This is a genomic window from Sphingobium sp. AP49 (assembly GCF_000281715.2).
In the GTDB taxonomy this organism is placed as follows: Bacteria; Pseudomonadota; Alphaproteobacteria; order Sphingomonadales; family Sphingomonadaceae; genus Sphingobium.
This window is the reverse complement of sequence record NZ_CP124576.1, coordinates 165,506-190,887: the sequence shown is the minus strand read 5'-3', so window position 1 is coordinate 190,887 and position 25,382 is coordinate 165,506. Positions and strand designations below refer to the sequence as shown.

General features: G+C 67.0%; 24 protein-coding genes. 11 read left to right on the top strand and 13 right to left on the bottom strand.

Going from position 1 to position 25,382, the window contains the following annotated elements; translation table 11 throughout:
* Positions 1 to 2 precede the first annotated feature (2 nt).
* Genes PMI04_RS00930 through xseA form a run of 3 tightly spaced genes read right to left on the bottom strand, consistent with a single transcriptional unit; the run spans position 3 to position 2,597 of the window.
* Positions 3 to 800 carry a M23 family metallopeptidase gene (locus PMI04_RS00930; RefSeq protein ID WP_052028031.1) on the bottom strand — a complete coding sequence of 266 codons (798 nt, stop codon included), beginning with the start codon at positions 798 to 800 and terminating at the stop codon, positions 3 to 5.
* A 53-nt stretch (positions 801 to 853) separates the two neighbouring features.
* On the bottom strand, positions 854 to 1,066 hold the full coding sequence (locus tag PMI04_RS00925) for a DUF2093 domain-containing protein (protein WP_007705759.1): 213 nt from the start codon (positions 1,064 to 1,066) through the stop codon (positions 854 to 856).
* A 37-nt stretch (positions 1,067 to 1,103) separates the two neighbouring features.
* Positions 1,104 to 2,597, bottom strand: coding sequence for an exodeoxyribonuclease VII large subunit (xseA, locus tag PMI04_RS00920; protein WP_007705762.1), 1,494 nt, complete (start codon positions 2,595 to 2,597; stop codon positions 1,104 to 1,106).
* Between the two features lie 7 nt (positions 2,598 to 2,604).
* Here xseA and purD point away from each other — a divergent pair, with 7 nt between their 5' ends.
* Both purD and PMI04_RS00910 read left to right on the top strand, forming a co-directional pair.
* Positions 2,605 to 3,882 carry a phosphoribosylamine--glycine ligase gene (purD, locus tag PMI04_RS00915; RefSeq protein ID WP_007705765.1) on the top strand — a complete coding sequence of 426 codons (1,278 nt, stop codon included), beginning with the start codon at positions 2,605 to 2,607 and terminating at the stop codon, positions 3,880 to 3,882.
* A gap of 98 nt (positions 3,883 to 3,980) precedes the next feature.
* A complete protein-coding gene (locus PMI04_RS00910; RefSeq protein WP_007705768.1) occupies positions 3,981 to 4,571 on the top strand; it encodes a hypothetical protein in 591 nt (196 codons plus the stop codon).
* A 3-nt stretch (positions 4,572 to 4,574) separates the two neighbouring features.
* Here the strand turns inward: PMI04_RS00910 and PMI04_RS00905 are convergent, their stop codons facing one another.
* Entirely contained in the window at positions 4,575 to 5,534 is a 960-nt protein-coding gene (locus PMI04_RS00905) for an acyltransferase family protein (RefSeq protein WP_007705771.1), read from the bottom strand.
* A 162-nt stretch (positions 5,535 to 5,696) separates the two neighbouring features.
* Between PMI04_RS00905 and PMI04_RS00900 the strand changes: the two genes are divergently transcribed.
* Positions 5,697 to 6,395, top strand: coding sequence for a GDSL-type esterase/lipase family protein (locus PMI04_RS00900; protein WP_007705775.1), 699 nt, complete (start codon positions 5,697 to 5,699; stop codon positions 6,393 to 6,395).
* A gap of 8 nt (positions 6,396 to 6,403) precedes the next feature.
* Here the strand turns inward: PMI04_RS00900 and PMI04_RS00895 are convergent, their stop codons facing one another.
* From PMI04_RS00895 to PMI04_RS00880, 4 genes are read right to left on the bottom strand one after another with little or no spacing between them, the layout of a single operon-like run.
* A complete protein-coding gene (locus PMI04_RS00895; RefSeq protein WP_007705793.1) occupies positions 6,404 to 7,201 on the bottom strand; it encodes a 3'(2'),5'-bisphosphate nucleotidase CysQ in 798 nt (265 codons plus the stop codon).
* Positions 7,188 to 8,534 (bottom strand): metallopeptidase TldD-related protein, encoded by a 1,347-nt coding sequence (locus PMI04_RS00890; protein WP_007705796.1) that lies wholly within the window; start codon positions 8,532 to 8,534, stop codon positions 7,188 to 7,190. The genes PMI04_RS00895 and PMI04_RS00890 overlap by 14 nt, the downstream gene beginning before the upstream one ends.
* A gap of 40 nt (positions 8,535 to 8,574) precedes the next feature.
* On the bottom strand, positions 8,575 to 9,495 hold the full coding sequence (nudC, locus tag PMI04_RS00885) for an NAD(+) diphosphatase (protein WP_007705799.1): 921 nt from the start codon (positions 9,493 to 9,495) through the stop codon (positions 8,575 to 8,577).
* Entirely contained in the window at positions 9,482 to 10,552 is a 1,071-nt protein-coding gene (locus tag PMI04_RS00880) for an A/G-specific adenine glycosylase (RefSeq protein ID WP_007705802.1), read from the bottom strand. Before PMI04_RS00880 ends, nudC begins: the two co-directional genes overlap by 14 nt.
* Before the next feature lie 26 nt (positions 10,553 to 10,578).
* Here PMI04_RS00880 and PMI04_RS00875 point away from each other — a divergent pair, with 26 nt between their 5' ends.
* From PMI04_RS00875 to PMI04_RS00850, 6 genes are all read left to right on the top strand, one after another.
* Entirely contained in the window at positions 10,579 to 11,121 is a 543-nt protein-coding gene (locus tag PMI04_RS00875; protein ID WP_007705805.1) for a DciA family protein, read from the top strand.
* Positions 11,122 to 11,162: 41 nt separating this feature from the next.
* Positions 11,163 to 11,831, top strand: a complete 669-nt coding sequence (locus PMI04_RS00870) for a thioredoxin domain-containing protein (protein ID WP_007705809.1) — start codon at positions 11,163 to 11,165, stop codon at positions 11,829 to 11,831.
* Positions 11,832 to 11,875: 44 nt separating this feature from the next.
* On the top strand, positions 11,876 to 12,625 hold the full coding sequence (locus PMI04_RS00865) for a thioredoxin domain-containing protein (protein ID WP_007705811.1): 750 nt from the start codon (positions 11,876 to 11,878) through the stop codon (positions 12,623 to 12,625).
* A gap of 77 nt (positions 12,626 to 12,702) precedes the next feature.
* A complete protein-coding gene (gene smc / locus PMI04_RS00860; RefSeq protein ID WP_007705813.1) occupies positions 12,703 to 16,146 on the top strand; it encodes a chromosome segregation protein SMC in 3,444 nt (1,147 codons plus the stop codon).
* Positions 16,143 to 16,688 carry a YcxB family protein gene (locus PMI04_RS00855; protein ID WP_007705816.1) on the top strand — a complete coding sequence of 182 codons (546 nt, stop codon included), beginning with the start codon at positions 16,143 to 16,145 and terminating at the stop codon, positions 16,686 to 16,688. The genes smc and PMI04_RS00855 overlap by 4 nt, the downstream gene beginning before the upstream one ends.
* Before the next feature lie 76 nt (positions 16,689 to 16,764).
* Positions 16,765 to 17,871, top strand: coding sequence for a pyridoxal phosphate-dependent aminotransferase (locus PMI04_RS00850; protein ID WP_007705818.1), 1,107 nt, complete (start codon positions 16,765 to 16,767; stop codon positions 17,869 to 17,871).
* 98 nt (positions 17,872 to 17,969) lie between these two features.
* Here PMI04_RS00850 and PMI04_RS00845 read toward each other — a convergent pair whose 3' ends face one another.
* Complete coding sequence (locus PMI04_RS00845; protein ID WP_007705821.1) at positions 17,970 to 19,436, bottom strand: phospholipase D-like domain-containing protein; 1,467 nt, start codon at positions 19,434 to 19,436, stop codon at positions 17,970 to 17,972.
* On the bottom strand, positions 19,433 to 20,341 hold the full coding sequence (ubiA, locus tag PMI04_RS00840; RefSeq protein ID WP_007705823.1) for a 4-hydroxybenzoate octaprenyltransferase: 909 nt from the start codon (positions 20,339 to 20,341) through the stop codon (positions 19,433 to 19,435). Before ubiA ends, PMI04_RS00845 begins: the two co-directional genes overlap by 4 nt.
* A 95-nt stretch (positions 20,342 to 20,436) precedes the next feature.
* Between ubiA and PMI04_RS00835 the strand changes: the two genes are divergently transcribed.
* Both PMI04_RS00835 and PMI04_RS00830 read left to right on the top strand, forming a co-directional pair.
* Positions 20,437 to 21,183: a 16S rRNA (uracil(1498)-N(3))-methyltransferase gene (locus PMI04_RS00835; RefSeq protein ID WP_007705826.1), complete on the top strand. Its 747-nt coding sequence runs from the start codon at positions 20,437 to 20,439 to the stop codon at positions 21,181 to 21,183.
* 101 nt (positions 21,184 to 21,284) lie between these two features.
* Positions 21,285 to 22,658 carry a glutamate--cysteine ligase gene (locus tag PMI04_RS00830; protein ID WP_007705830.1) on the top strand — a complete coding sequence of 458 codons (1,374 nt, stop codon included), beginning with the start codon at positions 21,285 to 21,287 and terminating at the stop codon, positions 22,656 to 22,658.
* Positions 22,659 to 22,677: 19 nt separating this feature from the next.
* On the opposite strand, the gene PMI04_RS00825 is transcribed toward PMI04_RS00830, so the two are convergent.
* Genes PMI04_RS00825 through PMI04_RS00815 form a run of 3 tightly spaced genes read right to left on the bottom strand, consistent with a single transcriptional unit; the run spans position 22,678 to position 25,283 of the window.
* Entirely contained in the window at positions 22,678 to 23,982 is a 1,305-nt protein-coding gene (locus PMI04_RS00825; RefSeq protein WP_037485449.1) for an isoprenylcysteine carboxylmethyltransferase family protein, read from the bottom strand.
* A gap of 50 nt (positions 23,983 to 24,032) precedes the next feature.
* A complete protein-coding gene (locus PMI04_RS00820; RefSeq protein ID WP_007705838.1) occupies positions 24,033 to 24,668 on the bottom strand; it encodes a DUF1345 domain-containing protein in 636 nt (211 codons plus the stop codon).
* A gap of 39 nt (positions 24,669 to 24,707) precedes the next feature.
* Positions 24,708 to 25,283, bottom strand: coding sequence for a hypothetical protein (locus tag PMI04_RS00815; protein WP_007705844.1), 576 nt, complete (start codon positions 25,281 to 25,283; stop codon positions 24,708 to 24,710).
* Positions 25,284 to 25,382 lie beyond the last annotated feature (99 nt).

Genomic DNA, 25,382 nt, shown 5'->3' with positions numbered 1-25,382 from the left:
AGCTATCGCGCCTGCGGCATCGGCCCGGCCAGCAGCAGCGGGTCGATGCGGGCATCATTCCACTTCATGCCCCAGTGGAGGTGCGGACCGGTGGCACGGCCTGTGGCACCGATCGCGCCGATGCGTTGCCCCTGTGCCACATGGTCGCCGGGCTTCACATCGATCCGCGACAGATGCAGGAAGGCGCTGTTGAGGCCATGGCCATGGTCGATCATCAGCAGATTGCCCTCCAGCGTGAAGGGATGATCGGCGGCCAGGATCACCACGCCATCGGCCGGCGCCACCACCGGCTCGCCGGTCGCGCCGGCAACATCGACGCCGCCATGATAGGCGCCGGGCTGGCCCTGATAGATTCGCTGCGACCCGAACAGGCCGGAAATCCGGCCGAGGCGCGGCCAGATGAAAGTCTGGCGCCAGCCCTGCGCGTCCGTCAGCTTGTCGCGGGCGGCGGCGATCTGCTCCAGTTCGGGCTTGCGCAGGGCGAGGAAGGCCTCGCTGCTTTTCGTTGGCCGCAGCGGCGCGTTGATCCGCTCCAGCCGCCATTCGCGCGGCGCGACGGTCAGGGCGCGGTCGATGACCCGGCCATCCGACAGGCGCGCGCTGAGCCTGGCGGGCGGTGGCGCGTCACGATCGAAGGCGATAAGGAAGCGGCCGTCGGCATCGACCGGGACCAGTTGGTCGCCGAAATGGAGCGCGACCGTACCGGCCGGCGCGGTGCCGAGCAGGGTACCGCCCTGGATCGCCGGGCCGGACAGGATGAAATCGGCAGCGCTCACAGCAGCCGGCGCCGCGCGCAGCATCGCCGGAGCAAGCGGCAATGCGGTGACGGCCAGCAGCACAGCGACGCGGCAGATCATCCGGCGGCGCGCGCCTTCAGCTCTGCCTCGACCGACAGGGCAGCGCTGGCATAGGGTTCCTGCCGGGCGATCGACCAGTAGCGCAGATCCTCCAGCGGGATGCGCTGGCCGGACACGGCGCACAGCACATGGTCGCCGGCCTGCAGCACGCGGAAGCTGTAGGGCATGTAATGCAGCCGGGCCGGGCGGTCGCGATTGGACATCAGCATGGGCATAACAGCATGAATCAGGCCTTTCTGCGGCGCATCAGGAGAAGAGATCCTGCTGCCCGCCTTCAACGGTATCGCGCGGCTTGCGCGCGGGACGGGATGGGGCGGATATAGCGGGCGCGGGGGCCGGCTCAAGAGGTGCGGCACCATCGATCGCGGCGGCCACGGCGCCATCGGCGAAGTGCAGGCTGACCTGGCCTGCGGCCTGCGCATCGACGACCGAACGGACCAGCCGGTCGCCCGCCATCACCCGGGCAAAGCCGCGCTGCAGCGGCAGGTCGGGATTGACCGAGGTGAAGAGCCGCGAAAGGCGGTCAAAGGCGGTCGCCCGATCGCGATAGACGCGGGTCAGATAGTCGGGGCGCAGCCGCAACCGGTCGACCCGCTCCGCCGCGCGGCTGAGATATTGGCGCAACAAGGCCGGGCGCAGCGCGCCACTGACCTGGCCCAGATGGGCGCGGGCGTCGGCCAGCCGGTGGCGCAGGCCGCTATTGAGCCCGTCGGACAGGAGATCGAGCCGCTGCCGCTGCGGCGCGAGCAGGGTATCGGGCGTCGGCATCAGCCGCGCCTGCATGTCGAGCCGCTCGCGCGCCTGCATCGCGCCGCGCCGCACCGCCCGGCCCGAGCGCAGGCCCATTTCCCCCAGCATCGCCAGCAGTTCGGCGCGGACCGGCACCGCCATTTCGGCGGCGGCCGTGGGCGTGGGCGCGCGCATGTCGGCGGCATAGTCGCACAAGGTCGTGTCGGTTTCATGCCCGACTGCCGATATGGTCGGGATCGAGCATTCGGCGACCGCGCGGACGACGATTTCCTCGTTGAAGCTCCACAGATCCTCGATCGAACCGCCGCCGCGCGCGACGATGACGAGATCGGGCCGGGGCAGCGGGCCACTGCCGTCCATGGCGGAAAAGCCACGCACGGCGCGGGCAATCTGTTCGGCCGCACCCTGGCCCTGGACCAGCACCGGCCAGAGCAGCACCTGGGTCGGGCAGCGATCCGCCAGGCGATGGAGAATATCGCGGATCACCGCGCCGGTGGGCGAGGTGACGACGCCGATCGTGCGCGGCAGGAAGGGCAGGCGGCGCTTGCGATCGCGGTCGAACAGCCCTTCGCCCGCCAGCCTGGCCTTGAGCTTTTCGAGTAGCGCCATCAGCGCGCCCTCACCCGCCAGCTCCATCCGATCGATCACGATCTGATATTTGGAGCGACCCGGATAGGTGGTGAGCTTGCCGGTGGCGATCACCTCGACCCCGTCCTGCGGCTGGAAAGCGAGCCGCTGCGCCCCGCCCTTCCACATCACCCCGTCGAGCACGGCATTGTCGTCCTTCAGCGCCAGATAGAGATGGCCCGAGGCCGCGCGCTTGAAGCCGGAAATCTCGCCGCGCAGGCGGACATGGCCGAACTGGTCCTCCACCGTGCGCTTGAGCAGGCCCGACAATTCGCTGACGCTGAGCGGCGGCGCGTTGTCCCCCGCCCTTTCCTCGGCTAACAGGCGGCCCGAACTGTCATAGGCATCAAATTCCGGGGACATGGCCGAGATGAACATCCTTCTGCTTGGCGGCGGCGGCCGCGAACATGCGCTGGCGTGGAAGCTGGCACAATCGCCACGCCTCTCGACGCTCTATGCGGCGCCTGGCAACCCCGGCATAGCCCAGCATGCCACTTTGGTCGACCTAGACGCGACCGATCATCGCGCGGTGCTGGATTTCTGCACCCGCAACTCGATCGCGCTGGTGGTGATCGGGCCGGAAGCGCCGCTGGTCGATGGCCTGGCGGACAATCTGCGTACCATGGGCGTCGCCGTGTTCGGCCCCAACAAGAAGCCGGCGCAACTGGAAGGCTCCAAGGGCTTCACCAAGGATCTGTGCCAGCGCGCCAATATCCCGACCGCCGGCTATCAGCGCGTCACCAGCAAGGATGGCGCGATCGCCGCGCTCGACGATTTCACTTTGCCGGTGGTGATCAAGGCCGATGGCCTGGCGGCGGGCAAGGGCGTGATCATCGCCGAAACGCGGGAGGAGGCGCTGGACGCGCTCGACACCATGTTCTCCGGCGCGTTCGGCAAGGCCGGCGAGGAAGTGGTGCTGGAAGAATTCATGACGGGCGAGGAAGCCAGTTTCTTTGCCCTGACCGATGGCAGCGCGATCCTGCCCTTCGGATCGGCGCAGGATCACAAGCGCGTCGGCGACGGCGACACCGGCCCCAATACCGGCGGCATGGGCGCATACAGCCCGGCCCGCGTGCTGACGCCCGAACTGGAAGCGCAGGTGATCGAGCGGATCATCAAGCCGACGGTCGAGACGCTGGCGGCCGAGGGCATGCCCTATTCCGGCGTGCTCTATGCCGGGCTGATGCTGACGGAGGAAGGCCCCAAGCTGATCGAATATAATGCCAGGTTCGGCGACCCCGAATGCCAGGTGCTGATGATGCGCTTCGACGGCGACCTGGTCGAGCTGCTGCTGGCGGTGGCCGAAGGCAAGCTGGCCGAGCAGGGGCCGGTCGCGCTGGCGGATCGCACGGCCCTCACCATCGTGATGGCGGCCAATGGCTATCCCGGCACGCCGGAAAAGGGCGGTGCGATCAGCGGCATCGATGCAGCCGAAGCACAGGGCGCCCGCGTCTTCCATGCCGGTACGGCGGATAAGGACGGCGCGATCGTCGCCAATGGCGGCCGCGTGCTGAACGTCACCGCGACCGGCGATACCGTGGGCGCGGCGCAGGCCGCCGCCTATGCCGCGGTCGACGCGATCGACTTTCCCACCGGCTTCTGCCGCCGCGACATTGGCTGGCGCGAGGTCGCCCGCGAGGCGCTTTAAGGGTCGAAACGGCGCAGGATCGGGACATGTCCCCCTTGTCCCGCGCTACGCGGTATCCTTAAATAGGCCGATACATCATTTCCGGGAGGCAAAGGGCGATGCAGGAATTCTTCATGGACTATGGCCTGTGGCTGCTGATCGCGCTGCTGGTCGTGATCGGCATCGTGTTCCTGCTGTCGGGCAAGCGCAAATCGACCGCGTCGGAAGCCGGCGCGGTCGAGACACCGCCTCCGGTAACGACGCCGGTTCCCGCCGAGCCCATGATCGAACCTGCCGTCGCGCCGGTTGTGGCGACGCCCGATCCGATACCGGTTGCCAGGCCGGCCGAACCGGCCGAGGTGGAGCCGGCACCCGTCTCGCCCCCGGCACCCGCCACTGCCGACACTCCCGCAGTTGAGCCGGTTACGGTGCCGGCCCCGACGCCGCCCGCCGTTGCCGCATCCGTCGATGGCGGCGATGATCTGCTGAAGCTCAAGGGCGTAGGCCCGAAGCTGGGTGCGCTGCTGACCGAACTGGGCGTGACCCGCTATGCCCAGATCGCCGGCTGGTCAGAGGACGACATCGCCGCGATCGACGCGAAGCTGGGCAATTTCAAGGGCCGTCCCGTCCGCGACCAGTGGATCGACCAGGCCCGATATCTCGCCGCTGGCGATATCGCCGGTTTTGAAGCGAAATATGGCAAGCTCTGACAATTAGGCCGTAGCGGACAGGATGTCGGGCGGTGGCACCGCGACCGGCGGTCGCCGCGGTGCGATGCCCAGCAATATCTGGCTGAGCGCGCTGCGGCTTGCAGCCATGCTCGCCAGATAGAGCAACACAAGCGCGCCGCACAGGATCACGCCGCCATGGGGGTCGACGATCGCCAGCAGGCCCATGACCAGCGGATGCCAGAGATAGAAGAACAGGCTGTCGCGGCCGATGCGGTTGATCGGTGCAAAATGAAAGCGCGTCGCCGCCAGGCTGGGGAGCAGCGCGATGAGCGCCAGACACATGAGCAGGCGCGCCGGCACGAAGCCCAGCGCGTCACCGGTGCCATATAGATCGGACCACCAGAACAGCCCCAGTGCCCCCACCAGCAGGATGATCCCCAGATAACGCTTCGGCATGCTGCGTTCCGCCACCAGCATGCCGAAGAAGAAATAGACCGGATAGCGCAGGAAGCGGCTGTCAGGCGCGAGCAGCCCGCCCCCAACCGGCCCATGATCGAGACCGAAGGCGTACATGGTGACGAGGCTGACGGGCGTGCCGATTGCCAGCAGCAACAGCGGAGACAGCGGGACCAGCCGGGTGAGCAGGATCAGCAAGAACAGTGCCGGCACATACCAGAGATGGAAGGGCGGCCGCAGCAGCATGTCGAGCGGCAATTCCCAGCTGAACTGCACGCCGCTGGCCAGCACATAGATCAGCATCGCCACCCCCCATGGCAGCAGCATACGCCGGCCATAACGGGTCATGAGATCATCGAAGGGCGCCGTTCGGGTGCGGGTCACATTGAGCAGATAACCCGAAATACCGATCATCAGCGGCATACGAAAACCAGCGCCAATCCATAGCAACAGATGTTGCTGATGCGTCAATTCCATCGCATGCCCGCCCATAACAAGCAGGATCAACAGTCCTTTCAGAAGGTCGATCGACGGATTCTTGGCCAAGGGGTGCTCGCTCAATAGCTGTCGGAACGATAGCGTTACAATATTGCCAAGCCGTAAACGGACACAGCCTTTCCCATTCTTCACCCTTTTATCTTTACCCCTCTTTCCTAGAACGAAATATCGTTTAGGCTTGGTCCGTTAGCAGGAAGGGTCGCCATAATCTTGCAGCGTCTGGAATCCGCCTGGGGCAAGCGGTTGATGGCCCTGTCGATCTTTTGCCTGATCCTGGGCGGCTGGTTCGCCTTTACCCAGTATCGCGAGTCCCGTGCCTTGTTGCCGGCCGGACAGGGCCGGGAAGGGGCCTGCGCCCTGTGGTTCGTCGGCAGTTCCTCCATTCGCCGGTGGGATAGTCTGGAGCGCGACATGGCGCCCTGGATCGCGCATAATCGCGGCATCAACGACGCGACCTTCGACGAGATATTGCCGCGCTTCGCCAATGTCGATCCGACGACACCCCGGCCTGACGCCATCATCCTCTATGCCGGTGAAAACGACCTTGCGCGCGGCCATCCGGTGCGCCAGATCGTGCATCAACTGGCGCAATTTCTGGAAATGCGCAGCGAATTACTGGGCGACGTGCCGGTCCTGGTCCTGTCGGCCAAGCCAAGCCCTGGACGCTGGCACCTGTTTCCCGACCAGAAGCTGCTGAATGCCGCCGCAATACGTCTGCTGCCGCACATGCCCGACACCCATTATATCGACATCACCACGCCGTTGCTGAAGGACGGCAAGCTAGGCGACAATTACCAGGCCGACCGGGTCCATATGAACGAGGCGGGCTATCGCATCTGGGCCGATGTCGTGCGCGATGAACTGACCCGGTCCCTGCCGGCAAAAACGGTCAAACGCTGCACCGGCTAAGGCTGGTATCAGGCCTTGCCCAATATCTCCTTCGCGCGCGGCGCCAGGCGGGCGGCAGCGGCGGCATGGATTCCGGGCGCCGCGCAGAGCAGGCCGAAGGCGACCGGCTGGGGTCGATTGAAGGCCAGGCGATCGCCCAGCGCATCGGTAACGATGGCACCCGCCTCCTGCGCGATCAGCGCGGATGCGGCGACGTCCCATTCATTGCCCCAGCGCACGGTGGCGACCAGATCGGCCTCGTCGGCGGCGACCATCGCCATGCGCAGCGCGATACTGTTGGGCTTGTGCACGGTGACAAGATCGCGATCGGCACGGGGTAGCTGATCGGCGGGAACGCGGGCGCCGGGCAGCATGGTGCGATTGCCGGCATGGAGCGGCACGCCGTTGCGGGTCGCCCCCTGCCCGGCCTGCGCAATCCACAGCTCCTTGCGTGCGGGCGCCGCCAAGATGCCGAGCCGGACCGCGCCATCCTCTACCAGGGCGACCGAGACGGCCCAGCCGGGCCGACCGCGCAGATAGTCGCGGGTGCCGTCGATCGGATCGACCACCCACACGCGCGATACACCCAAGCGATGCACGGTATCGGCCGTCTCCTCCGACAGCCAGCCGGCCTGCGGATCGATCGCCGCCAGCCGTTCGCGCAGCATGACGTCGATCTCCAGGTCCGCCTCGCAGACCGGATGGCCGGGTACCTTTTCCCACTGACGCACGCGGGTCTCGCCATCGGCCCACAGCGCCAGCGCGCGGTCGGCCGCATCGCTCACCGCCGCGACGACGGCCGGCAGAAGGGGCTCAGCCGCCGGCAACGGTCATCCCGTCGATGCGCAGGGTCGGCACGTTCATGGCATAGCGGAACATCAGGTCATTGGCCGGCACCAGGGTGCGAAACATGTCCTTCAGATTGCCGGCGATGGTGATTTCCGACACGGCCGGGCCGACCGCGCCATTCTCGATCAGGAAGCCGGCGGCGCCGCGGCTATAGTCGCCGGTAACGCCATTCACGCCCATGCCGATCAGTTCGGTGACATAGATGCCGCGCTTCACATCGGCCATCAGGTCGCCGACCGACAGGCTGCCCGCTTCCATATGGACATTGGTGATGCCCGCGCCCGGCGCACCGGCGCCGCCCCGGCTGGCATGGCCGGTCGGTTCCAGGCCGAGCTGGCGAGCCGAGGCGCTTTCCATCAGCCAGCCGGTCAGCACACCCTCTTCAATCAGCGCGCGACGCGCCACCGGCAGGCCTTCGCCATCGAAGGGGCGCGAGCGCAGGCCCCGCAGCAGCAACGGATCGTCGATGATCGTGATCTTGCTGTCGAACAGCGTCTCGCCCAGCGAATCCAGCAGGAAGCTGGAACGACGGGCGATCGCCGGCCCGACCATGCCGCCGATCAGATGGCCGACCAGGCTGGAGCCGATGCGCGGATCGAAGATGACCGGCATGACGCCGCTGTCCACCTTGCCCGGATTGAGCCGCGCGACCGCGCGCTGGCCCGCGCGCATGCCGACCGCTTCGGCATTGTCGAGATCCTGAAGATGGCGGCTGGCATGGCTGGCATGGTCGCGCTGCATGTCGGCGCCGCTGCCCGCGAGCACGCTGGCCCAGGTCGAATGATTGGTCGCGGCATAGGCGCCGGCAAAGCCATGGCTGGTGGCGAGTGCGACCTGGCTGCGGCCGCTGGCCGCGCCACCGCCTTCGCTGTTGGTGATGCCGGGGATGCTGCGTGCGGCTTCCTCCGCGACCAGCGCGCGTTCGCGCAGGGCGGCGGGTTCGGGCTCTTCCTCATCGACGAGGTCGAGCGCTGGCGGACGCTTCCGGAGCAGCCGGTCTTCCGGCGCCAGGCCGGCATAGGGATCTTCCGGCGCCTCGCGCGCCATGGCGATGCTGCGGTCGATCAGGGTTGCGAGCGTCGCCGGGTTCATGTCCGACGCGGAAATGCTGGCCGAGCGCTGGCCGATGAAGACGCGCAGGCCGATCTCCTCGCCCTCGGACCGTTCGACATCCTCCAGCGCACCGAGCCGCACCGCCACCGTGGTCGAGGCGTTGCAGGCATAGATGGCGTCGGCCGCGTCCGCCCCTGCCTTGCGCGCCGCCGTCACCAGATCCTGCGCGCGCGACTGGGCTTCTTCGAGGCTGAGCATAGAGGGAAATCGATCCTGTAATGAAGACGAAGCCCGGGCCTTACGCCCTTGCGTCGGACGGGGCAACCGCGCCGCGCAGCCAATGGTCAAGCAGGTGCCAGGCGACCGCCATGCGCGGCGGCGCGAGGAAAGGCGCGTCGGGATCGCCGGCCAATGCCGCGGCGACGCCATCGGCATCGCACCAGAAGGCATGTTCGATCTCGGTCTCGTCCAGGGTGAGCGCGGGATCGTCGCACTGGGCGATGCAGGCGATCATCAGCGACGACGGGAAGGGCCAGGGCTGGCTCATCACATAGCGGACGGAATGGACCGTGATGCCGGCTTCCTCCTTCAACTCGCGCGCGACCGCTTCCTCGACCGTCTCGCCCGGCTCGATGAAGCCGGCGAGCGCGGAATAGCGGCCGGGCGGCCAGCTATGCTGGCGACCGAGCAGGACGCGGCCCTGATGTTCGGCCAGCATGATCGAGACCGGATCGACGCGCGGGAAATGTTCGGAGGCGCAGGATTGGCAGCGGCGTGCCCAGCCCGCCTTGTGCGCATGGGTCGGCGCGCCGCAGACCGAGCAGAAACGGTGGCGGGCATGCCAATGGACCAGGCTGCGCGCGGTGCCGTAGAGCGCGACGTCGGACGCGGAGACGAGATCGGCGAGGCCGCGCGAGCGCGGCGTCGCATTGGGGCCTTGGGCCAGCGTTTCGACCAGATGGGCAAAGATCGGCCGGTCCTGCAGATCGACGCCGAGCAGCACATGCTCCTCGATCCGGGCATCGGGGGCGAGCGGCGCCAGGGCCAGGCCATGATCGTCCGTCACCGGCTCCAGCCCTTCGAGGATCAGCAGCCGGGCGTTGGGCGCGGCAAAGGCCTGTGCATGGAGCGCGGGATTGCTGCGGATATGGTCGACCCGGTCAAGCGTGCCGCCGACGAAACCGGGCAGGCCGTGCGCCATTGGGTCAGTTCCGTGCATCGTCCGTCATCTCCTTCATCGCCGCATCGGCCGCCCGCGCAAACAAGGTTGGCAGCCCCGCCTCCCCGATCCGGTCGCGCGGCCACCATTCGCCTGCGCCCGACGGCACATGATCCGGCCCCACATGGGTCGTGTGGACGCTGAGCGCCAGCGAGAAATGGGTGAAGACATGGGCGACCGGCGGATCAATCGTCCGCCACTGCGCGGCGAAGGGCGGCGTCGCGTCGGGCGCGGCGCCCCAGTCGGAACTGGGCAGCGCGCGCATGCCGCCGAGCAGCCCCTTGTCCGGACGACGCACCAGCCAGACATGACCATCACTGCGTTCGATCCACCAGGCATGGCCGAGGCGATGGGGCTTGGCCTTTTTCGGCGCCTTGACCGGGAAGGCGGCCGGATCGGCAGTGCGCACCGCCGCGCAATCCTCGCGCAGCGGACAGATGCCGCAGGCGGGGTTGCGCGCGGTGCAGATGGTGGCGCCCAGATCCATCATCGCCTGGGCAAAGTCGCCAGCACGCAGGTCCGGCGTGATGCTGTCGGCGGCAGCCCGGATTTCCGGCCGGGCGGCGGGCAAGGGCGTCGCTATGGCGAACAACCGGGCGACCACCCGCTCGACATTGGCGTCGACCACCACGGCGCGGCGGCCAAAGGCGATCGCGGCGACGGCGGCGGCGGTGTAGGCGCCCAGCCCCGGCAGGGCACGCAGCGCGTCTTCGGTGTCGGGGAAGCGGCCGCCATGGTCGGCCACCACGGCGCGGGCGCAGGCGAGCAGGTTGCGGGCGCGGGCATAATAGCCCAGCCCCGCCCAGGCGGCCATCAGGTCGGCGTCGGCGCTGGCGGCCAGATCCTGAACCGTGGGCCAGCGCAGCGTGAACTTCTCGAAATAGGGGCCGACCGCCGCGACCGTCGTCTGTTGCAGCATCACTTCGGACAGCCAGACATGATAGGGATCGGCCGCATTGGCGCCCGGCGGCGCGCGCCAGGGCAGGCGCCGGGCGTTGACGTCATAATGGGCCAGCAGATCCCGTGCGATTTTTGAACCCGACATCTCGACGCGCATGGCGACCCTATGCCATGTAGCGGGCCATGACGGAACGCCCCCCGACCGCGAAAAAGACGAGCCGCGCCGCGCCGCCGGCCGAGCGCCCCCGCGTCGGCGCGCCGCGCGCGATCGCCGACCTGATGCCGGAAATCGGCCGCACCGCCTTTCGCAAGTTCGGTTTCGTCCAGTCGAGCATCGTCACCCGCTGGAACGATATCGTCGGCGTCGACTATGCCGCGATCACCGCGCCCGAATCGATCCGCTTCCCGGTCGGCCAGAAATCGGGCGGCACGCTGCAACTGACGGTGATGAGCGGCCATGCACCGATGATCCAGCATGCGCTGCCCGACATCATCGAGCGGGTGAACCGCTTCTTCGGCTATGCCGCCGTCGTCAAGGTGGCGATGAAGCAGGGCATGGTCGGCCCCGCGCCGGTCGAGCGGCGCCCGCCGCCCCGAAACCTCAAACCCATTCCGGTCGAGCTGGGGGATTCCCTGCGCGACATCGGTGATCCGGAATTGCGCAAGGTCCTCGAATCGCTGGCACAGGGGCTTGCGAATTCCAATGGCCTGCCCAAGATCGGTTGACGCAACCCGCCCCGTCCGGGGCGATGCCTTAGGACTATCCCATGACCAAGTTCCGCCTTTCCCTGCTTGCCCTGATCGCCGTTCCCGCCATCGCCGTCGCCGCCGCGCCCAACTGGGTCGCGCAGGTGGTGCGTTCGCCGATCGGCGGCCATGTCATGGGCAATCCCGCCGCGCCGACCAAGCTGGTCGAATATGTGAGCTATACCTGCAGCCATTGCGCCCATTTCGTGAATGAGGCGACACCGTCGCTGAAGGCCGATTATGTGAAGGGCGGCAAGGTCAGCGCCGAGGTGCGCAACGCAGTGCGCGACAAATATGACCTGACCGCCGCGCTGCTGGCCCGTTGCGGCGGCGCCAAGCGCTTCATGGGCAATCATGAGGCGCTGTTCGCCAACCAGGATGCCTGGATGGAGCAGATCATGGCCTATGACAAAGGTGCGGCCAAGCCGACCGAGCAGAAGGCGGCGCTGCGCGACATCGGCCAGAAGACCGGCCTTTATACGCTGATGAACAAGCGCGGCTTCACCAATGCGCAGCTCGACGCCTGCATCGCCGACCCGGCGTCGGAAAAGGCGGTCCTGGCGATGACCGACGAGGCGTGGAACAAGGTCAAGATCACCGGCACCCCCGGCTTCGTCGTCAACGGCACGCTGGTCCAGGGATCGACCTGGGAGATCCTCAAGGCCGCATTGCCCGCAGCCGCCCGCTGATCTAAACCACCCCCAACTATCCATAATTCGGAGCGTCGCCCGTCGTGAAAGCCCTGTCCTCCACCGCTCTGCCCGGCCTTGCCCTTATCGCCCTGTCCCTGACGCTTGCCGGTTGCGGCAAGAAGGATGAGGGCAATGCGTCCGCCGCCGCGCCGATCGCCGCCGTGGCCCCCCCCACCGGCACCAGCTGGTCGGAAACCGTCGCCGAAACGCCCGAAGGCAATTTCGTGATGGGCAATCCCGCCGCCAAGCTGAAGCTGGTCGAATATGGCTCCTTCACCTGCAGCCATTGCCGCGACTTCGCCCATGAATCGTCGCAGGAACTCAAAGCGATGGTCGATAGCGGCAAGATCAGCTACGAATTCCGCGTCTATGTCCGCGACCCGATCGACATCACGACGGCACTGCTGGCCCGTTGCGGCGGCAAGGACATCTACTATCCGCTGTCGGAACAGTTCTTCGCCAACCAGAGCGCGATGTTCGAAAAGGCGCAGAGCCTGGGCGACGCCCCCTATCAGGCGATGGTATCGGCCCCGCCGGCGCAGCGTTTCGGCCAGCTGGCCAATGCGCTGGGCCTGGTCGACTATGCCAAGCAGCGCGGCATTGCCGAGGACCAGGCCAAGCAGTGCCTGGCCGACACGGCGACTGCCGAGAAGCTGGCCAAGGGCGTCGAGGCGGCCAATGCCCAATATAATATCTCCGGCACGCCGACCTTCCTGATGAACGGGGTGGTGGTCGAGAATGCCTCGTCCTGGCCGGTGCTGAAGAACAAGCTCAAGGAAGCGGGTATCTGATTGGCGCAAGGGGGGGCGACATCTGAAGGCCTGAGGCCCAAGCAGACCGGGGCGGCACCCTGCCCCGGCGTTTCCCCATGCAGATAAAGCGGCTCAAGCTTTCGGGCTTCAAGAGCTTCGTCGATGCGACCGAATTGCGCATCGAGCCGGGCCTGACCGGCATTGTCGGCCCCAATGGCTGCGGCAAGTCCAACCTCTTGGAAGCGATCCGCTGGGTGATGGGCGAATCCAGCGCCAAGTCGATGCGCGGCGGCGGCATGGAGGATGTGATCTTCGCCGGCACCACCAGCCGGCCGCAGCGCGACTTTGCCGAAGTGTCGCTGCTGACCATCCAGGAACAGGGCGAGCTGTTCAACGCGGTCGATGTCGGCGCCGATGGCGAACTGGAGGTCACGCGCCGGATCGAGCGCGGCGCGGGCAGCGCCTATCGCGCCAATGGCCGGGATGTGCGCGCCAAGGATGTGGCGCTGATCTTCGCCGATGCCGCCACCGGCGCGCACAGCCCGGCGCTGGTCAGCCAGGGACGGATCGCCGCCGTCATCGCCGCGCGGCCGCAGGAACGGCGCGCCATGCTGGAAGAGGCGGCGGGCATTGCCGGCCTGCATGTCCGGCGCAAGGATGCTGAGCAGAAATTGCGCGCGGCCGAGGGCAATCTGGCCCGGCTGGACGAGATATTGGCCGACATGGACAGTCGTGCCGGCAATTTGCGGCGACAGGCGCGCGCGGCGGAACGCTATATCCGCCTGTCCGAACAGATCCGCATAGCCGAGGGCCGGGTGATCTTCGCCCGCTGGCGCGAAGCCAATGCCAGTGCGGAAGCGGCGCGGGCCGAGGCAAAGCTGGCCGAGGCAACCGTGGGCGCGGCGCAGGAAGCCCTGACGGCGGCCAATGTTCATAGCAGTGCCGCGGTGACAGCCTTGGCCGAGCGGCGGGCCGAAGCCCTGGCGACGCGCGATGCCGCCAGCGAATCCGGCCACCAGCTCAACACGCTGAAGGCCGAGCGCGACGGGGTTGTGCGGCGGCTGCATGACCTGGCGCAGCAGGCAGCGCGACTGGACGAGGATCGCGAGCGCGAGGGCACGCTGGCCAATGACGCGGCCGAAGCGATCGCGCGGCTGACCGCCGAGGTCGCGCACCTGAAAGCCCGGATTGCGCAGACCGAGGCGATGCGCCCCGATTTCGCCGCGCGGATCGCCCGGGCTGAGGATTCGGCCCGCGATGCCGAGTTGGAGCTGGCCAAGGCGATGGCCAAGCAGGCGGGCGAGCAGGCCGAATTGCGCGTGGCCGAAGCGGCGCTGGCGGCGGCGCGCGATCGGCTGAGCCGGGCGGAGCAGGCGATGCGGCGGCTGGAGGGGGAGGCGGCGGCCTTGCCCGATGCCGCGCCGCTGGAAGCAAAGCGCGACGAGGCGGCGGTGGCGCAGGTCCGCGCCAATGCCGATCGCGAGGCGGCAGAGGCGGCGATCGCGACAGCCGAGACGGAGCGGCAGGCGGCGAGCGAGGCGCGAGCATCAGCGGAAGCCGCGCTGGCATCGGCGCGGGCCGCGCTGGCGGCGCTGGACAGCGAGGCGACGGCGCTGCGCAAGGCGATCGATGTCGGTGGCAGCGGCCGGGCGCGGGCACTCGACCAGTTGAAGGCGGCGCCGGGCTATGAGCGGGCGCTGGCGGCGGCGCTGGGCGATGATCTGGAGGCGCCTATCGGGGCCGAGGGGCCGCGTCGCTGGGCGGGGGCTGCGGCACTGAAGGATGATCCCAGCTTGCCCGACGGCGCCAGCCCACTGGCGGCCCATGTGACCGCGCCCGAGGCACTGGCGCGGCGGCTGGCGCAGGTGGCGGTGGTGGAGAACGACAGTGGTCAGGCGCTGCAGGTCGGCCAGCGGCTGGTGACGCTGGATGGGCAATTGCGACGCTGGGACGGCTATGCCGCGGTTGAGGGCGGCGCGGCGGCAGCGGAACGGCTGATTCGGATCAACCGGCTGGAGGCGATCGATGCTGCGCGTCCGGCAGCGGCGCAGGCGGTCGAGACGGCACAGGCGGAACAGGCCGAGGCTGGCGGGCGCGAGAAGGCGGCGGCGGATGCGCTGGCGGCCGGCCGCACCAAACTGAGCGATGCGGACCAGCGGTTGCGCGCCGCCCTGCGCGCGGCGGACGAGGCGGCGGGCGCGCTGGAGCGGTTGAGCGGCAGGCGCGAGGCGATCGAGGAACGGCTGGCCGAGGCCCGGCGCGATCAGGAAATGGCCCAGGTCGAGCATGACAAGGCGTCGGCCGCGCGGGCCGCCCTGCCCGATGGCGCCGAGACGCGCGCGCAGGTGGCGGCGCTGTCGCAGGCGAGCGAGAAGGCCCGCATGGCCGTCAGCCAGTTGCAGGCCGACCAGGCGCTGGCCGACCGGGCGCTGTCGAGCGACCGCGAGCGCATGGCGGCGGCCGATGCCGAGGCCAAGGGCTGGAACACCCGCGCCGGCGAGGCGGCAAAGCGCATCGCCGCCATGGCGTCGCGCGGCGAGACGGTGGCGCAGGAGCGCGCCGCGATCGAGGGCCAGCCCGAGGCACTGGGCACCAGCATCGCCACGCTGACCGAGGAACGCGAGGCGCAGGTCGAGCGCGCCGAACAGACCCGCCGCGCGGAGATCGAGGCCGAAGCGACGCTGAAGGCGACCGAGAAGCACGCGGCCGACGCCGGCGAGGCACTGGCCGGCGCGCGCGAGGCGCGGGCGACGGCGGTGGCGCGGGCAGAGGCGGCGGACGAGCGGCGGATCGAGACCAATCGCCTGTCGGGCGAGCGGTTCGAATGCCCGCCGCCGGTGTTGCCGGAGAAATTGGGCTTTCCCAGCGCCGACATCCGCATCGCCCAGAGCGAGCAGGCCGAGCATGATCGCCTCTCGGCCGAGCGGGAGCGGATCGGCCCGGTCAATCTGGTCGCGGCGCAGGAGCTGGAGGAGCTGGAGACGATCCAGGCGACCAGCCGGGCCGAAAGCGCGGAACTGACCCAGGCGATCAACCAGTTGCGCGGGTCGATCGGCAGCCTCAACCGCGAGGGGCGGCAGCGGCTGCTCGCCGCGTTCGAGGCCGTGGACGGCCATTTCCGTCGGCTCTTCACCACTTTGTTCAATGGCGGCCAGGCGCATCTGGAACTGATCGACAGCGACGATCCGCTGGAGGCGGGGCTGGAGATCATGGCCCAGCCGCCGGGCAAGAAGCTGGCGGCGCTGACCCTGTTGTCGGGCGGCGAGCAGGCGCTGACTGCGGTGGCGCTGATCTTCGGCCTGTTCCTCACCAATCCGGCGCCGATCTGCGTGCTGGACGAAGTCGACGCGCCGCTGGACGATGCCAATGTCGAGCGTTTCTGCGACCTGCTCGACGCGATGGTCGCGCAGACCCGGACCCGATACCTGATCGTCACCCATAATGCGGTGTCGATGGCGCGCATGCACCGGCTGTTCGGCGTCACCATGGTGGAGCGCGGCGTCAGCCGGCTGGTGTCGGTCAACCTGCACGGCGCCGAGGCGCTGCTGGCGGCGCAATGATGCAACATGAAACAACAGTCCAGTTGACCGCCGATGATGTCGCTGCCGCTGCGCGTCATCATTATCTTGGTAGCCTACGCTTCTTGCAATGGTTCATACCGGTCTTGAGCGTCTTGATTGTCGCCATCATCGCCATCGCAATTTTGGCCGGGCCGCAGGTCTTGGGAAGCTGGTCGGACAACATCGTGCCGATCGGCGGCCTTACTGCGGGGATCGCCATCCTATGGGGCAATTACGCGATCTTCATCCCCCGTGCTGCGCGACGGCAATTCGAGGAACAAGCAGGGCTGCAAGGAGCCATGCACTATAGCTGGGACGAACAGCATATCCGCCTCGAATCGCAGATAAGCCAGGCGACAATGCTTTGGACGCAATTCCATGCCTATCACGACGCGGATGATGTCTTGCAGCTCTATCTGTCCCGGCAGCTCTATTGGGTGATCCCCAAACGCTATCTGCAGCCAGTCGCGGCGGCCGACCTGTTGGCACAGCTCGAAGCACATGCCGTACCAGCGAGAAGCAAGCGCAAGAAGCGCGGCTAAGGCCAGCGCCGCGCAACCGGTCCTTGCTCCCGCGCGGCGGCTGGCGAAGCTGGTGGCCTGATCACGGAGTTGTGCCATGGACCTGCCGCCCTTTGCCCTCGACCATTGGCTGTCGGCCTATGATTTCGCGACGCCGCCGATCGCCTATAATCTGGCGTCGAGTACCGGGCCGCGCTGGAGCGTGGCGGAGATTTGCGCGCTGGGCGACGCGCCGCTGGCGATCGACGACACCGTGCTAAGCTATGCCCCGCCGGAGGGGAGCGCGGCGTTGCGCGCGGCGATCGCCGCCTTTCATGACAGCGAAGCTGACAGGGTGGTGGTGACCACCGGATCGTCGGAGGCCCTGTCGATCTTCTTCTGCCTCGCCGCGCGACCGGGCGCGCATATGCTGATGCCCGATCCGGGCTATCCGGCCTATGCGGCGATGGCGCAGGCCTGGGGGCTGGGAACGCGGCACTATGCGCTGACCCGCGAGACCGGCTTTGCGCAGGATGTGGATGCGATCCTGGCGCTGGTCGATGGCGACACCGCCGGCGTCGTGGTCAACACGCCGCATAATCCCAGCGGATCGGTGATGCCGCGCGCGGAGATCGCACGGCTGGCGGCGGCGCTGGCCGAGCGTGGCGTGCCGCTGCTGGTCGATGAGGTCTATCATCCGCTCTATTTCGGCGCGCCGCAGCAATCGGCCGCCGGCATCCCCAACGCCTATGTCACCAGCGACATGTCCAAGGCGCTGTCGCTGCCGGGGCTGCGGATGGGCTGGATCATCGCACCCGACGATGCCCAGCGTGCCCGGATCATCGACGCGCGCAGCTATTTCACGATCAGCAGTTCGCCCCTGCTGGAGTGGCTGGCGACCCATTCGCTACAGCACAGCGCAGCCATTACCGATCGGTTGAAGGCCGTTGCGACTGTCAACATCGCTGTCCTCGACCGGCTGATCGCGGAAGCCAATGGCAAGCTGCAATGGGTGCGGCCGCAGGGTGGCACCACCGCCTTCCCCTGGCTGGGCGACGGGCGCGACAGCCGGCCGCTGTGCGAAGCGCTGGCGGCGCAGGGCGTGCTGCTGGCGCCGGGCGACTGTTTCGGGCAGCCGGCGCATATGCGGCTGGGCTTCGCGCAGCAGGCCGAAGGGTTTGCGATTGCGGCGGAGCGGATCGCCACCGCCCTCGCCGCCCTTTAGAGCATCCTCTGATTAGGTTGAATTGGAGGATGCTCTAATTTTCTTTTGATTGCCGCATTCTGCGAGTCGTCGGCTGTTCCAGCCGACTTCAGAATGCTCTAGCTCCGGCCGAACCAGCCCTTCATCCGGCGGAACAGGCCGCGTTCGCTGACCGGCTCGAACATCTCATCCGGCCCTTCGGGATCGAGCACCTCATTGTCGGCGAGCCAGGCCTGGACATCGGCAAGGTCCGGCACCTCATAGGGGCGCAGGGTGCGGCCGGGCTTGGTGCGCAATTCCTCGATCGCGGCGATCAGGCCGCGCTGGGCGATCACCGCCGACACGCGCTCGCGCGGCAAATCGAGATGCTCGGCGATCAGGTCGTCGCGAATGGCGAGAATGGTTTCCTGCCGGCCATCATTGCCGGGCAGCGCGGTGTCGATCACCACGTCGCATTCGGTGTCGAGCCGCATCGAACGGTTGTTCATGTTGGACGATCCGACGCGGATCAGTCGATCGTCGACGATCAAGACCTTGGCATGGACATAGATGGGCGCGCCGCGCGTGGTGAAGGGGTGATAGATGCGCAGCTTGCCATGCGGGTCGCGCGCCTTGAGCGCTTCGAACAGGCGGGCTCGGGCAGTGTCCATCGCCTGCTGTTCCAGCCAGCCATCGGCCTGGAGCGGGTTGATGATGACGATGTCCGGCCCGTCCGGATCACCCAGCCGCCTGGCGATCGCCTCGGCAATGCGGCGCGAGGCGAAATATTGGCTTTCGGCATAGATGCAGTGCCGGGCGGCCCCGATCTGGTGGAGATAGAGCTGCTCGATCTCGATCAGTTCCTCCTGATCGTCCATCTTTGGCGCGGAGCGGGCGATGGCGACGTCGACATGCTCGAAATGGACCGGCAGCGCATCGGGCCAGCAATCATATTCGCCCTCGACCGGGGCCAGTTCATCGCCGCCCGCACCGACCCAGCGGGCGCGGGCATGGTCGCCCAGCGCCATCGCCACCGGCCCCTGCAAGGCGGTCGTCGCATCGTGCCAGGGGCCATAGGGCGAGCCGTCGGGATGGCGGCGACCGGGATCCTCATCACGATGATGGCGCGTGTCCCAGCGGTCACCGGTCATGTCGATGCCGCCGCAAAAGGCGAAGCAATCGTCGATCACGACGATCTTCTGATGGTGCGAGGCGGCGGGCGGATGATGGCCGTCCAGCTTCACCGTGACACGCGGATGCGCCATCCATTTGAGCGTGGTGAAGAGGTTGGTCGGCCGGACCATCGACTTCATCGCGCCCATGTCCCAGCGCAGCAGATAGATTTCCAGGTCCGGCGTGCGTTCCACCAGCCAGCTGATGAAGTCGCCGATCACCACCGGCGCGCCATCATCGGCCTGGTCTTCGCGGATCAGGCTGATCGCGGCGTCGAAATCCCAGCCGATCAGCATGATCCGCTTCTTCGCCTTCAGCATCGCGGCACGGGCATGACGAAAATAGGCGTCGGCATCGACGATCACGCTGGCGCGCACCGCCTGTTCGATGCGCCAGCAATCCTCACCGGGGGTGGGCAGGCCGGTGATGCTCATGCGCCGGCACTCCCGACGACCAGACAGGCAAGGAACATCAGCAATCCCGCAAAACGATTGGACCGGAATTTGACGAGCGGATCGGTGCCGTCTTCCTTCAGCGTGCCGACCTGCCAGAGCAGATGGGCGGCCATCGGCGCCAGCGCGACCAGCGCCAGCAGCTGCGGCCGGACCTGCCAGATGGCGCTGGCCCACAGCGCAAGCGCGACGAGATAGCAGAGCGTCACCCCGCCCCGGACATGGCGGCCCATCGACAAGGCGCTGGAGCCGATGCCGATCAGCGCGTCATCCTCCCGGTCCTGCAGCGCATAGATGGTGTCATAGCCCAGCACCCAGAAGATGCAGCCGGCATAGAGGCACAGGCCCGGCAGGGTCAGCGCGCCGGCAATCTCGCTCCAGCCGACCAGCGCCGCCCAGGAGAAGACGATGCCGAGCCAGACTTGCGGCCAGCCGGTGATCCGCTTCATGAAGGGATAGGCCGCGACCAGCGCCAGCGAGCCCAAGGCCACGACCTGCGCATAGCCGCTGAGCTGGAACAGGACGACGAGGCCGATCAGGCAGAGCGCGAGCAGCCAGACCCAGGCGACCTTCACCGACATCGCCCCGCTGGCGAGCGGCCGGGCGGCGGTGCGGGCGACCCGCGCGTCGAGGTCACGGTCGACGATATCGTTGAAGACGCAGCCCGCGCCGCGCATCGCGATGCTGCCGAGCAGCAGCCAGAGGATCAGCGGCCAGCGGACAAAGGCGCCACCCGCCAGCGCCACGGCCCAGGCGCCCGGCCAGAACAGCAGCCACCAACCGATCGGCCGGTCGAGTCGGGCCAGCGAGGCCAGGATTCGCGGGGTTTCCGGCAGGCGCGCGAGCAGGCCGCGCGCTTCGCTGTCGGGGACGATCGACTGATTCACTGCAACTCCGTTCGTCCCGCGCTTGTCGGGAACGCGCTTTCCTCTTTAGGGAAGAACGGGCCGACGACAAGCGCGGCCGGAATGGACGAGACAAAATGACCGCTACCCCCGCCTGGCCGCCGCAGAGCGCCCCGCGCCTGCATGTCGAAACGCTGCTGGGCGAAGGGGTCGCCGTGCCGGTCGACGGCAATGGCGCCCATTACCTCATCAGCGTGATGCGGGTGAAGCCGGACGATATCGTGCTGCTGTTCGACGGCAAGTCGGGCGAATGGGCTGCGCGCGCGCGCGATATCCGCAAGCGCGACCTGGTGCTGGAATGCGTGCAGCAGACCAAGCCGCCGGAGGTGGTGCCCGATTTCTGGCTGTGCTGCGCGCCGATCAAGAAGGGACGGATCGACCTGATCGCGGAAAAGGCGTGCGAACTGGGCGTCGCGCGATTGCAGCCGGTGCTGACCCGGCGGGCGGTGGTCGACAAGCTCAATCTCGACCGATTGCACGCCCATCTGGTGGAGGCCGCCGAGCAGTGCGGCCGCACCGCGCTGCCGGAGCTGACCGAAATGGTGAAGCTCGACGCGCTACTGAAGGGCTGGTCGGCGGAGCGGCATCTGTTCTTCGCCGACGAGACCGGCGGGGCATCGCTGGACGAAACCTTGCGCACCTATCCCGGCCCGGCGGCGTTTCTGGTCGGACCCGAGGGCGGATTCGATCCGGTCGAGCGCGACGCGATCCGGGCGACGCCCGGTGCCGTTCCGGTATCGCTAGGCCCACGAATCCTGCGTGCAGAGACCGCCGCGATCGCCGCCACGGCGGCCTGGATGACGGTGAATGGCGACTGGGACTAATGGTTTTCTTCCGCAACCAATTGAAGCGAAGATAGGCCTGCCTTATCTGTCGCATTCGCGCCTCGATTTGACGCGCGAAGGGGAAAGATTAAGGGCGGGGCATGAGCACCAGAACCGACTCAGGCGGACATGATCCCGTCATCGAAAGCCGCGACCAGCTGATTGCGACCTTTGCCAAGGGCGCCAAGCCCAAGGATCGCTGGCGGATCGGCACGGAGCACGAGAAATTCGTCTATTCGACGAAGGACCATCATGCCCCGGCCTATGAGGAAAAGGGCGGCATCCACACGCTGCTGATCGGCCTGACCCGCTATGGCTGGAGCCCGGTGTTCGAGGGCGAGAATATCATCGCCCTGTCCGGCGCCGACGGCACGATCAGCCTGGAACCGGCGGGTCAGCTGGAACTCAGCGGCGCGCCGCTCGACAACCTCCACCAGACCTGCGCCGAGACCGGCCGCCATCTGGAACAGGTGAAATATGTCGGCGACATGCTGGGGCTGGGCTTCCTGGGCCTGGGCATGTGGCCCGACAAGACCCGCGCCGAGCTGCCGATCATGCCCAAGGGCCGGTATGACATCATGCTGCGGCACATGCCGCGAGTGGGATCGATGGGCCTGGACATGATGCTGCGCACCTGCACCATCCAGACCAACCTCGACTATGGCAGCGAGGCGGACATGGTGCAGAAGTTCCGTGTCTCGCTGGCGCTGCAGCCGCTCGGCACCGCGCTGTTCGCCAATTCGCCCTTCACCGAGGGCAAGCCCAACGGCTTCCTGTCCTATCGCAGCCATATCTGGTCGGACACCGACCCGCAGCGCACCGGCATGCTGCCCTTCGTGTTCGAGGATGGCTTCGGATACGAGCGCTATGCCGACTATGCGCTCGATGTGCCGATGTATTTCGTCTATCGCGACGGCAAATATATCGATGCGGCGGGCCTTTCGTTCCGCGACTTCCTGGACGGCAAGCTGTCGGTGCTGCCCGGCGAAAAGCCGACCGAGAAGGATTGGGAGGATCATCTCTCCACCGCCTTCCCCGAAGTGCGGCTCAAGAGCTTCCTGGAAATGCGCGGATCCGACGGTGGGCCGTGGAATCGCATCTGTGCGCTGCCGGCCCTGTGGGTCGGCCTGCTCTATGACCAGGGCGCGCTCGACGCCGCCTGGGATCTGGTCAAGGACTGGAGCATGGAGGAGCGGCAGGTGCTGCGCGATTCCGTGCCGAAGCTGGGCCTGGACGCACCGGTATCCGGTGGGCGCACGTTGCGCGACATCGCGCCGCAGGTGCTGGACATCGCGCGCTCAGGCCTGGCCGCACGCCAGCGGTTCAACGCGGCGGGCGACAATGAGACCGGCTATCTGTCGGCGCTCGATGAGGTGATCGCCACCGGCAAGACCCCGGCCGAGCGCCTGCTCGACCGCTATCATGGCGAATGGGGCGGCGATGTCAGCCGCGTCTATGCCGAGGAAAGCTTCTGATTTTAGCGCAGCCCGCCGGTCATTCGGCGGGCTGCAGCTTTTCCGCCTCGGCAAGTGGCTTACGCCCGGTCAGCCAGGCAAAGAAGCGCGGCACCGGGGCATTGCGGGCCATCCAGTCGCTATAGGCGCGATAATCGGGATCGGCGGAGAGATGCTGCTCCTCCGTCTTCGCCCGCCAATAATAGATCGCATTGGTGACGCCCAGCAGTACGCAATTGCGTACCATGTCCGTGAAGCTGCCGGTCACGGTGAGGAACGGCAGCGCCGAGAACCACCAGAAGAGATTCTTCGACAGATAGGCCGGATGCCGGGTCCAGCGATAGGGACCGTGGGTCAATATGCCGCGATGCGTGAGGTTGGAAAAACGGATGCCGAAGGCGACCGTGGCCCAGGCGTAGATGGCCGTGAGCAGGACCAGCCAGGCCCCCAGCAGCCATTGCAGCCAGCCATGGCCCTGGGTCCACATATCCCATTGCGCGCCGCCCGAATGATAGTCGAGCGGCGCCCCGCCCCCCATCATCACGAAGGGCGGATAGCAGATCAGCGCGGCGACCCATCCGGCGAGATGGGGATTGGCCGTGCGGATATGCGAATCGAGCGGCTTGCAGGTCAGCAGATAACCGACCGTCGCCATGCAGACGTCGATCATGAACATGATCGCGACCAGAAAGCCGACCATCGCCACCGGATTGGACAGGATGCCGTCCACCCGCCATTCGACGACGCTGGAAAAATTGCCCGGCACGATCGATATCATGAAGGCGAGGAAGAAGCCCTTCACCGTCCAGGCGCGCGCATGATTGGCGACCTGGGTCCGATCGGCCCGGCCCGCCGCCCCGCCGATCACCCATTGGCCGAACGCATAGCTGGCATCGCGCGGTTCAACCAGCCGGCGATCGACCCAGATGACATAGGGGATGGAAAAGAGCAGCAGCCAGGGCGCGGCCACCATGAACAGATCCATCGAGAGACGATAATTGCCCGTCCAGTACCAGCGGCCGATGCAATAGAAGACGGCGATGGCAAGCCAGGTCGCCCAGAGGCCGGCGATCTTGACGATGCTGACGTCGATGATGCTGCGGACGGTGCGCGCGGGCGTGTCCCAGGCCATGCCGGTCGACGGATTGCGATGCACCTTGTCCACCAGCAGCGACCAGAGCACCATCGGCATGCCACAGGCGAATACTGCGGCAAGGCCAGCGTTCGGCCCGTTCATGCCATAATGGCGGGCGACCAGCGTCCAGATGCCGAGGCCGACCAGGCCGGCGATGCCGACGCCATGGCTGACGGCGGATGGAGGACAGGGATCGGCGCTCTTGCTCATGGGACCGGGCTTATAGCCGATATTGGTAAGCAAGCCATGAAGCCATCGCCTCAGCCGCCCAAGACATTGATGGTGAAGGCCAGGATGCCGAGGTTGAAGACGAAGGCGGCGAAGCAATGGAGCGTCACGGTACGGCGCATCGCGGTCGAGGTGATCGACACGTCGGAGGTCTGGAAGGTCATGCCCAGGGTGAAGCCGAAATAGAGGAAATCCCAATAGACCGGCTCGTCCGTGTCCGGAAAATCGAGCCCGCCGGCATCCTTCCCCGCGTCATCGGCGAGGTAGAAGGCGTGGGCATAGTGCATCGCATAGACAAGGTTGGAAAAGAGCCAGGCGATGATGAGGGTCGCCAGCAGCAGCGCGATATTCTCGGCGTCGGGATGCCCCGGCGCGCTGGCAGCGACGCCGACCGCGACCAGAATGACGATGCAGACCACCCCGGTCAGGAGCAGCATCAACTGGCGATTGACGTCGTTGAGCACGGCCTTGCGCCGCATCTGCGCCGGATCGGAATCGATCAGCGGCACGGCGGCCAGGCAGAAGGCGATGGCGGCAAGGTCAAACCCGCCCATCACCGCCTCATGCCAGGGCAGCCACAGAGCCAGCGGCGCGATCGACAGCAACAGCATGAGGAACATGCCATAGCGCCAGGGGAAGAGGGTGGATCGCTTCTGCGTCTTGGCCATGGCGCATCAAAGGCCCGAACGGGCCGCCGCGCAAGCGGATTAGAGCACGGCCGCGACCAGGCCAAGCGCGGCCGCCTCATTGGCCTCCAGATACCAGTTTTCCGGCGCGCGCTGTAGCAGTTCCTCCATCGTTACCTGCGACCCCAGGATGAGATTGGCAAAGCCCTCATTCTGGATCGCGATCGACGCCTCGATCTCGTGCAGCGAGGCCTTCAATGTCGCGATACAGGTGGAAAGCGGCCCTTCGAGATGGATATTCTTGGTGATCAGCCGCTCATGGATCATCAGCCGCGTGCCGCGCGTCAGATAGCGATTTTCGGTGGCGAAGAAGCCCATGAAGGTGGCGCCGGCGGAATAGACGGCGGTCTTGCCGAGAAAGACCAGCCGCCGTTCGGGGTAAAGATCGGAATGGAAGCGGATATCCTCGCCCATCATCCGCGCGATTTCCGGATCGCCGCCGAGGGTGGAAATTTCCACCACCACCAGCCCCTGCTGCGGCGCGGTGGACAGGCAATTCTTGAAATGCAGATACATGCCATGGTCGACCACGCCCGACAGCATGATCGCGGGAAATTCAAAATCCTTGGGACCCAGCATCGGCGCGGTCATCAACATCCCTATTCAATCCTTTGGCAGAGGGCAGTCGACGGGCATTACGCATGGGCCGCCATTTGGTGCCCGACCGGGCATGCGCTTTTGGCTGGCGCAGGGCGC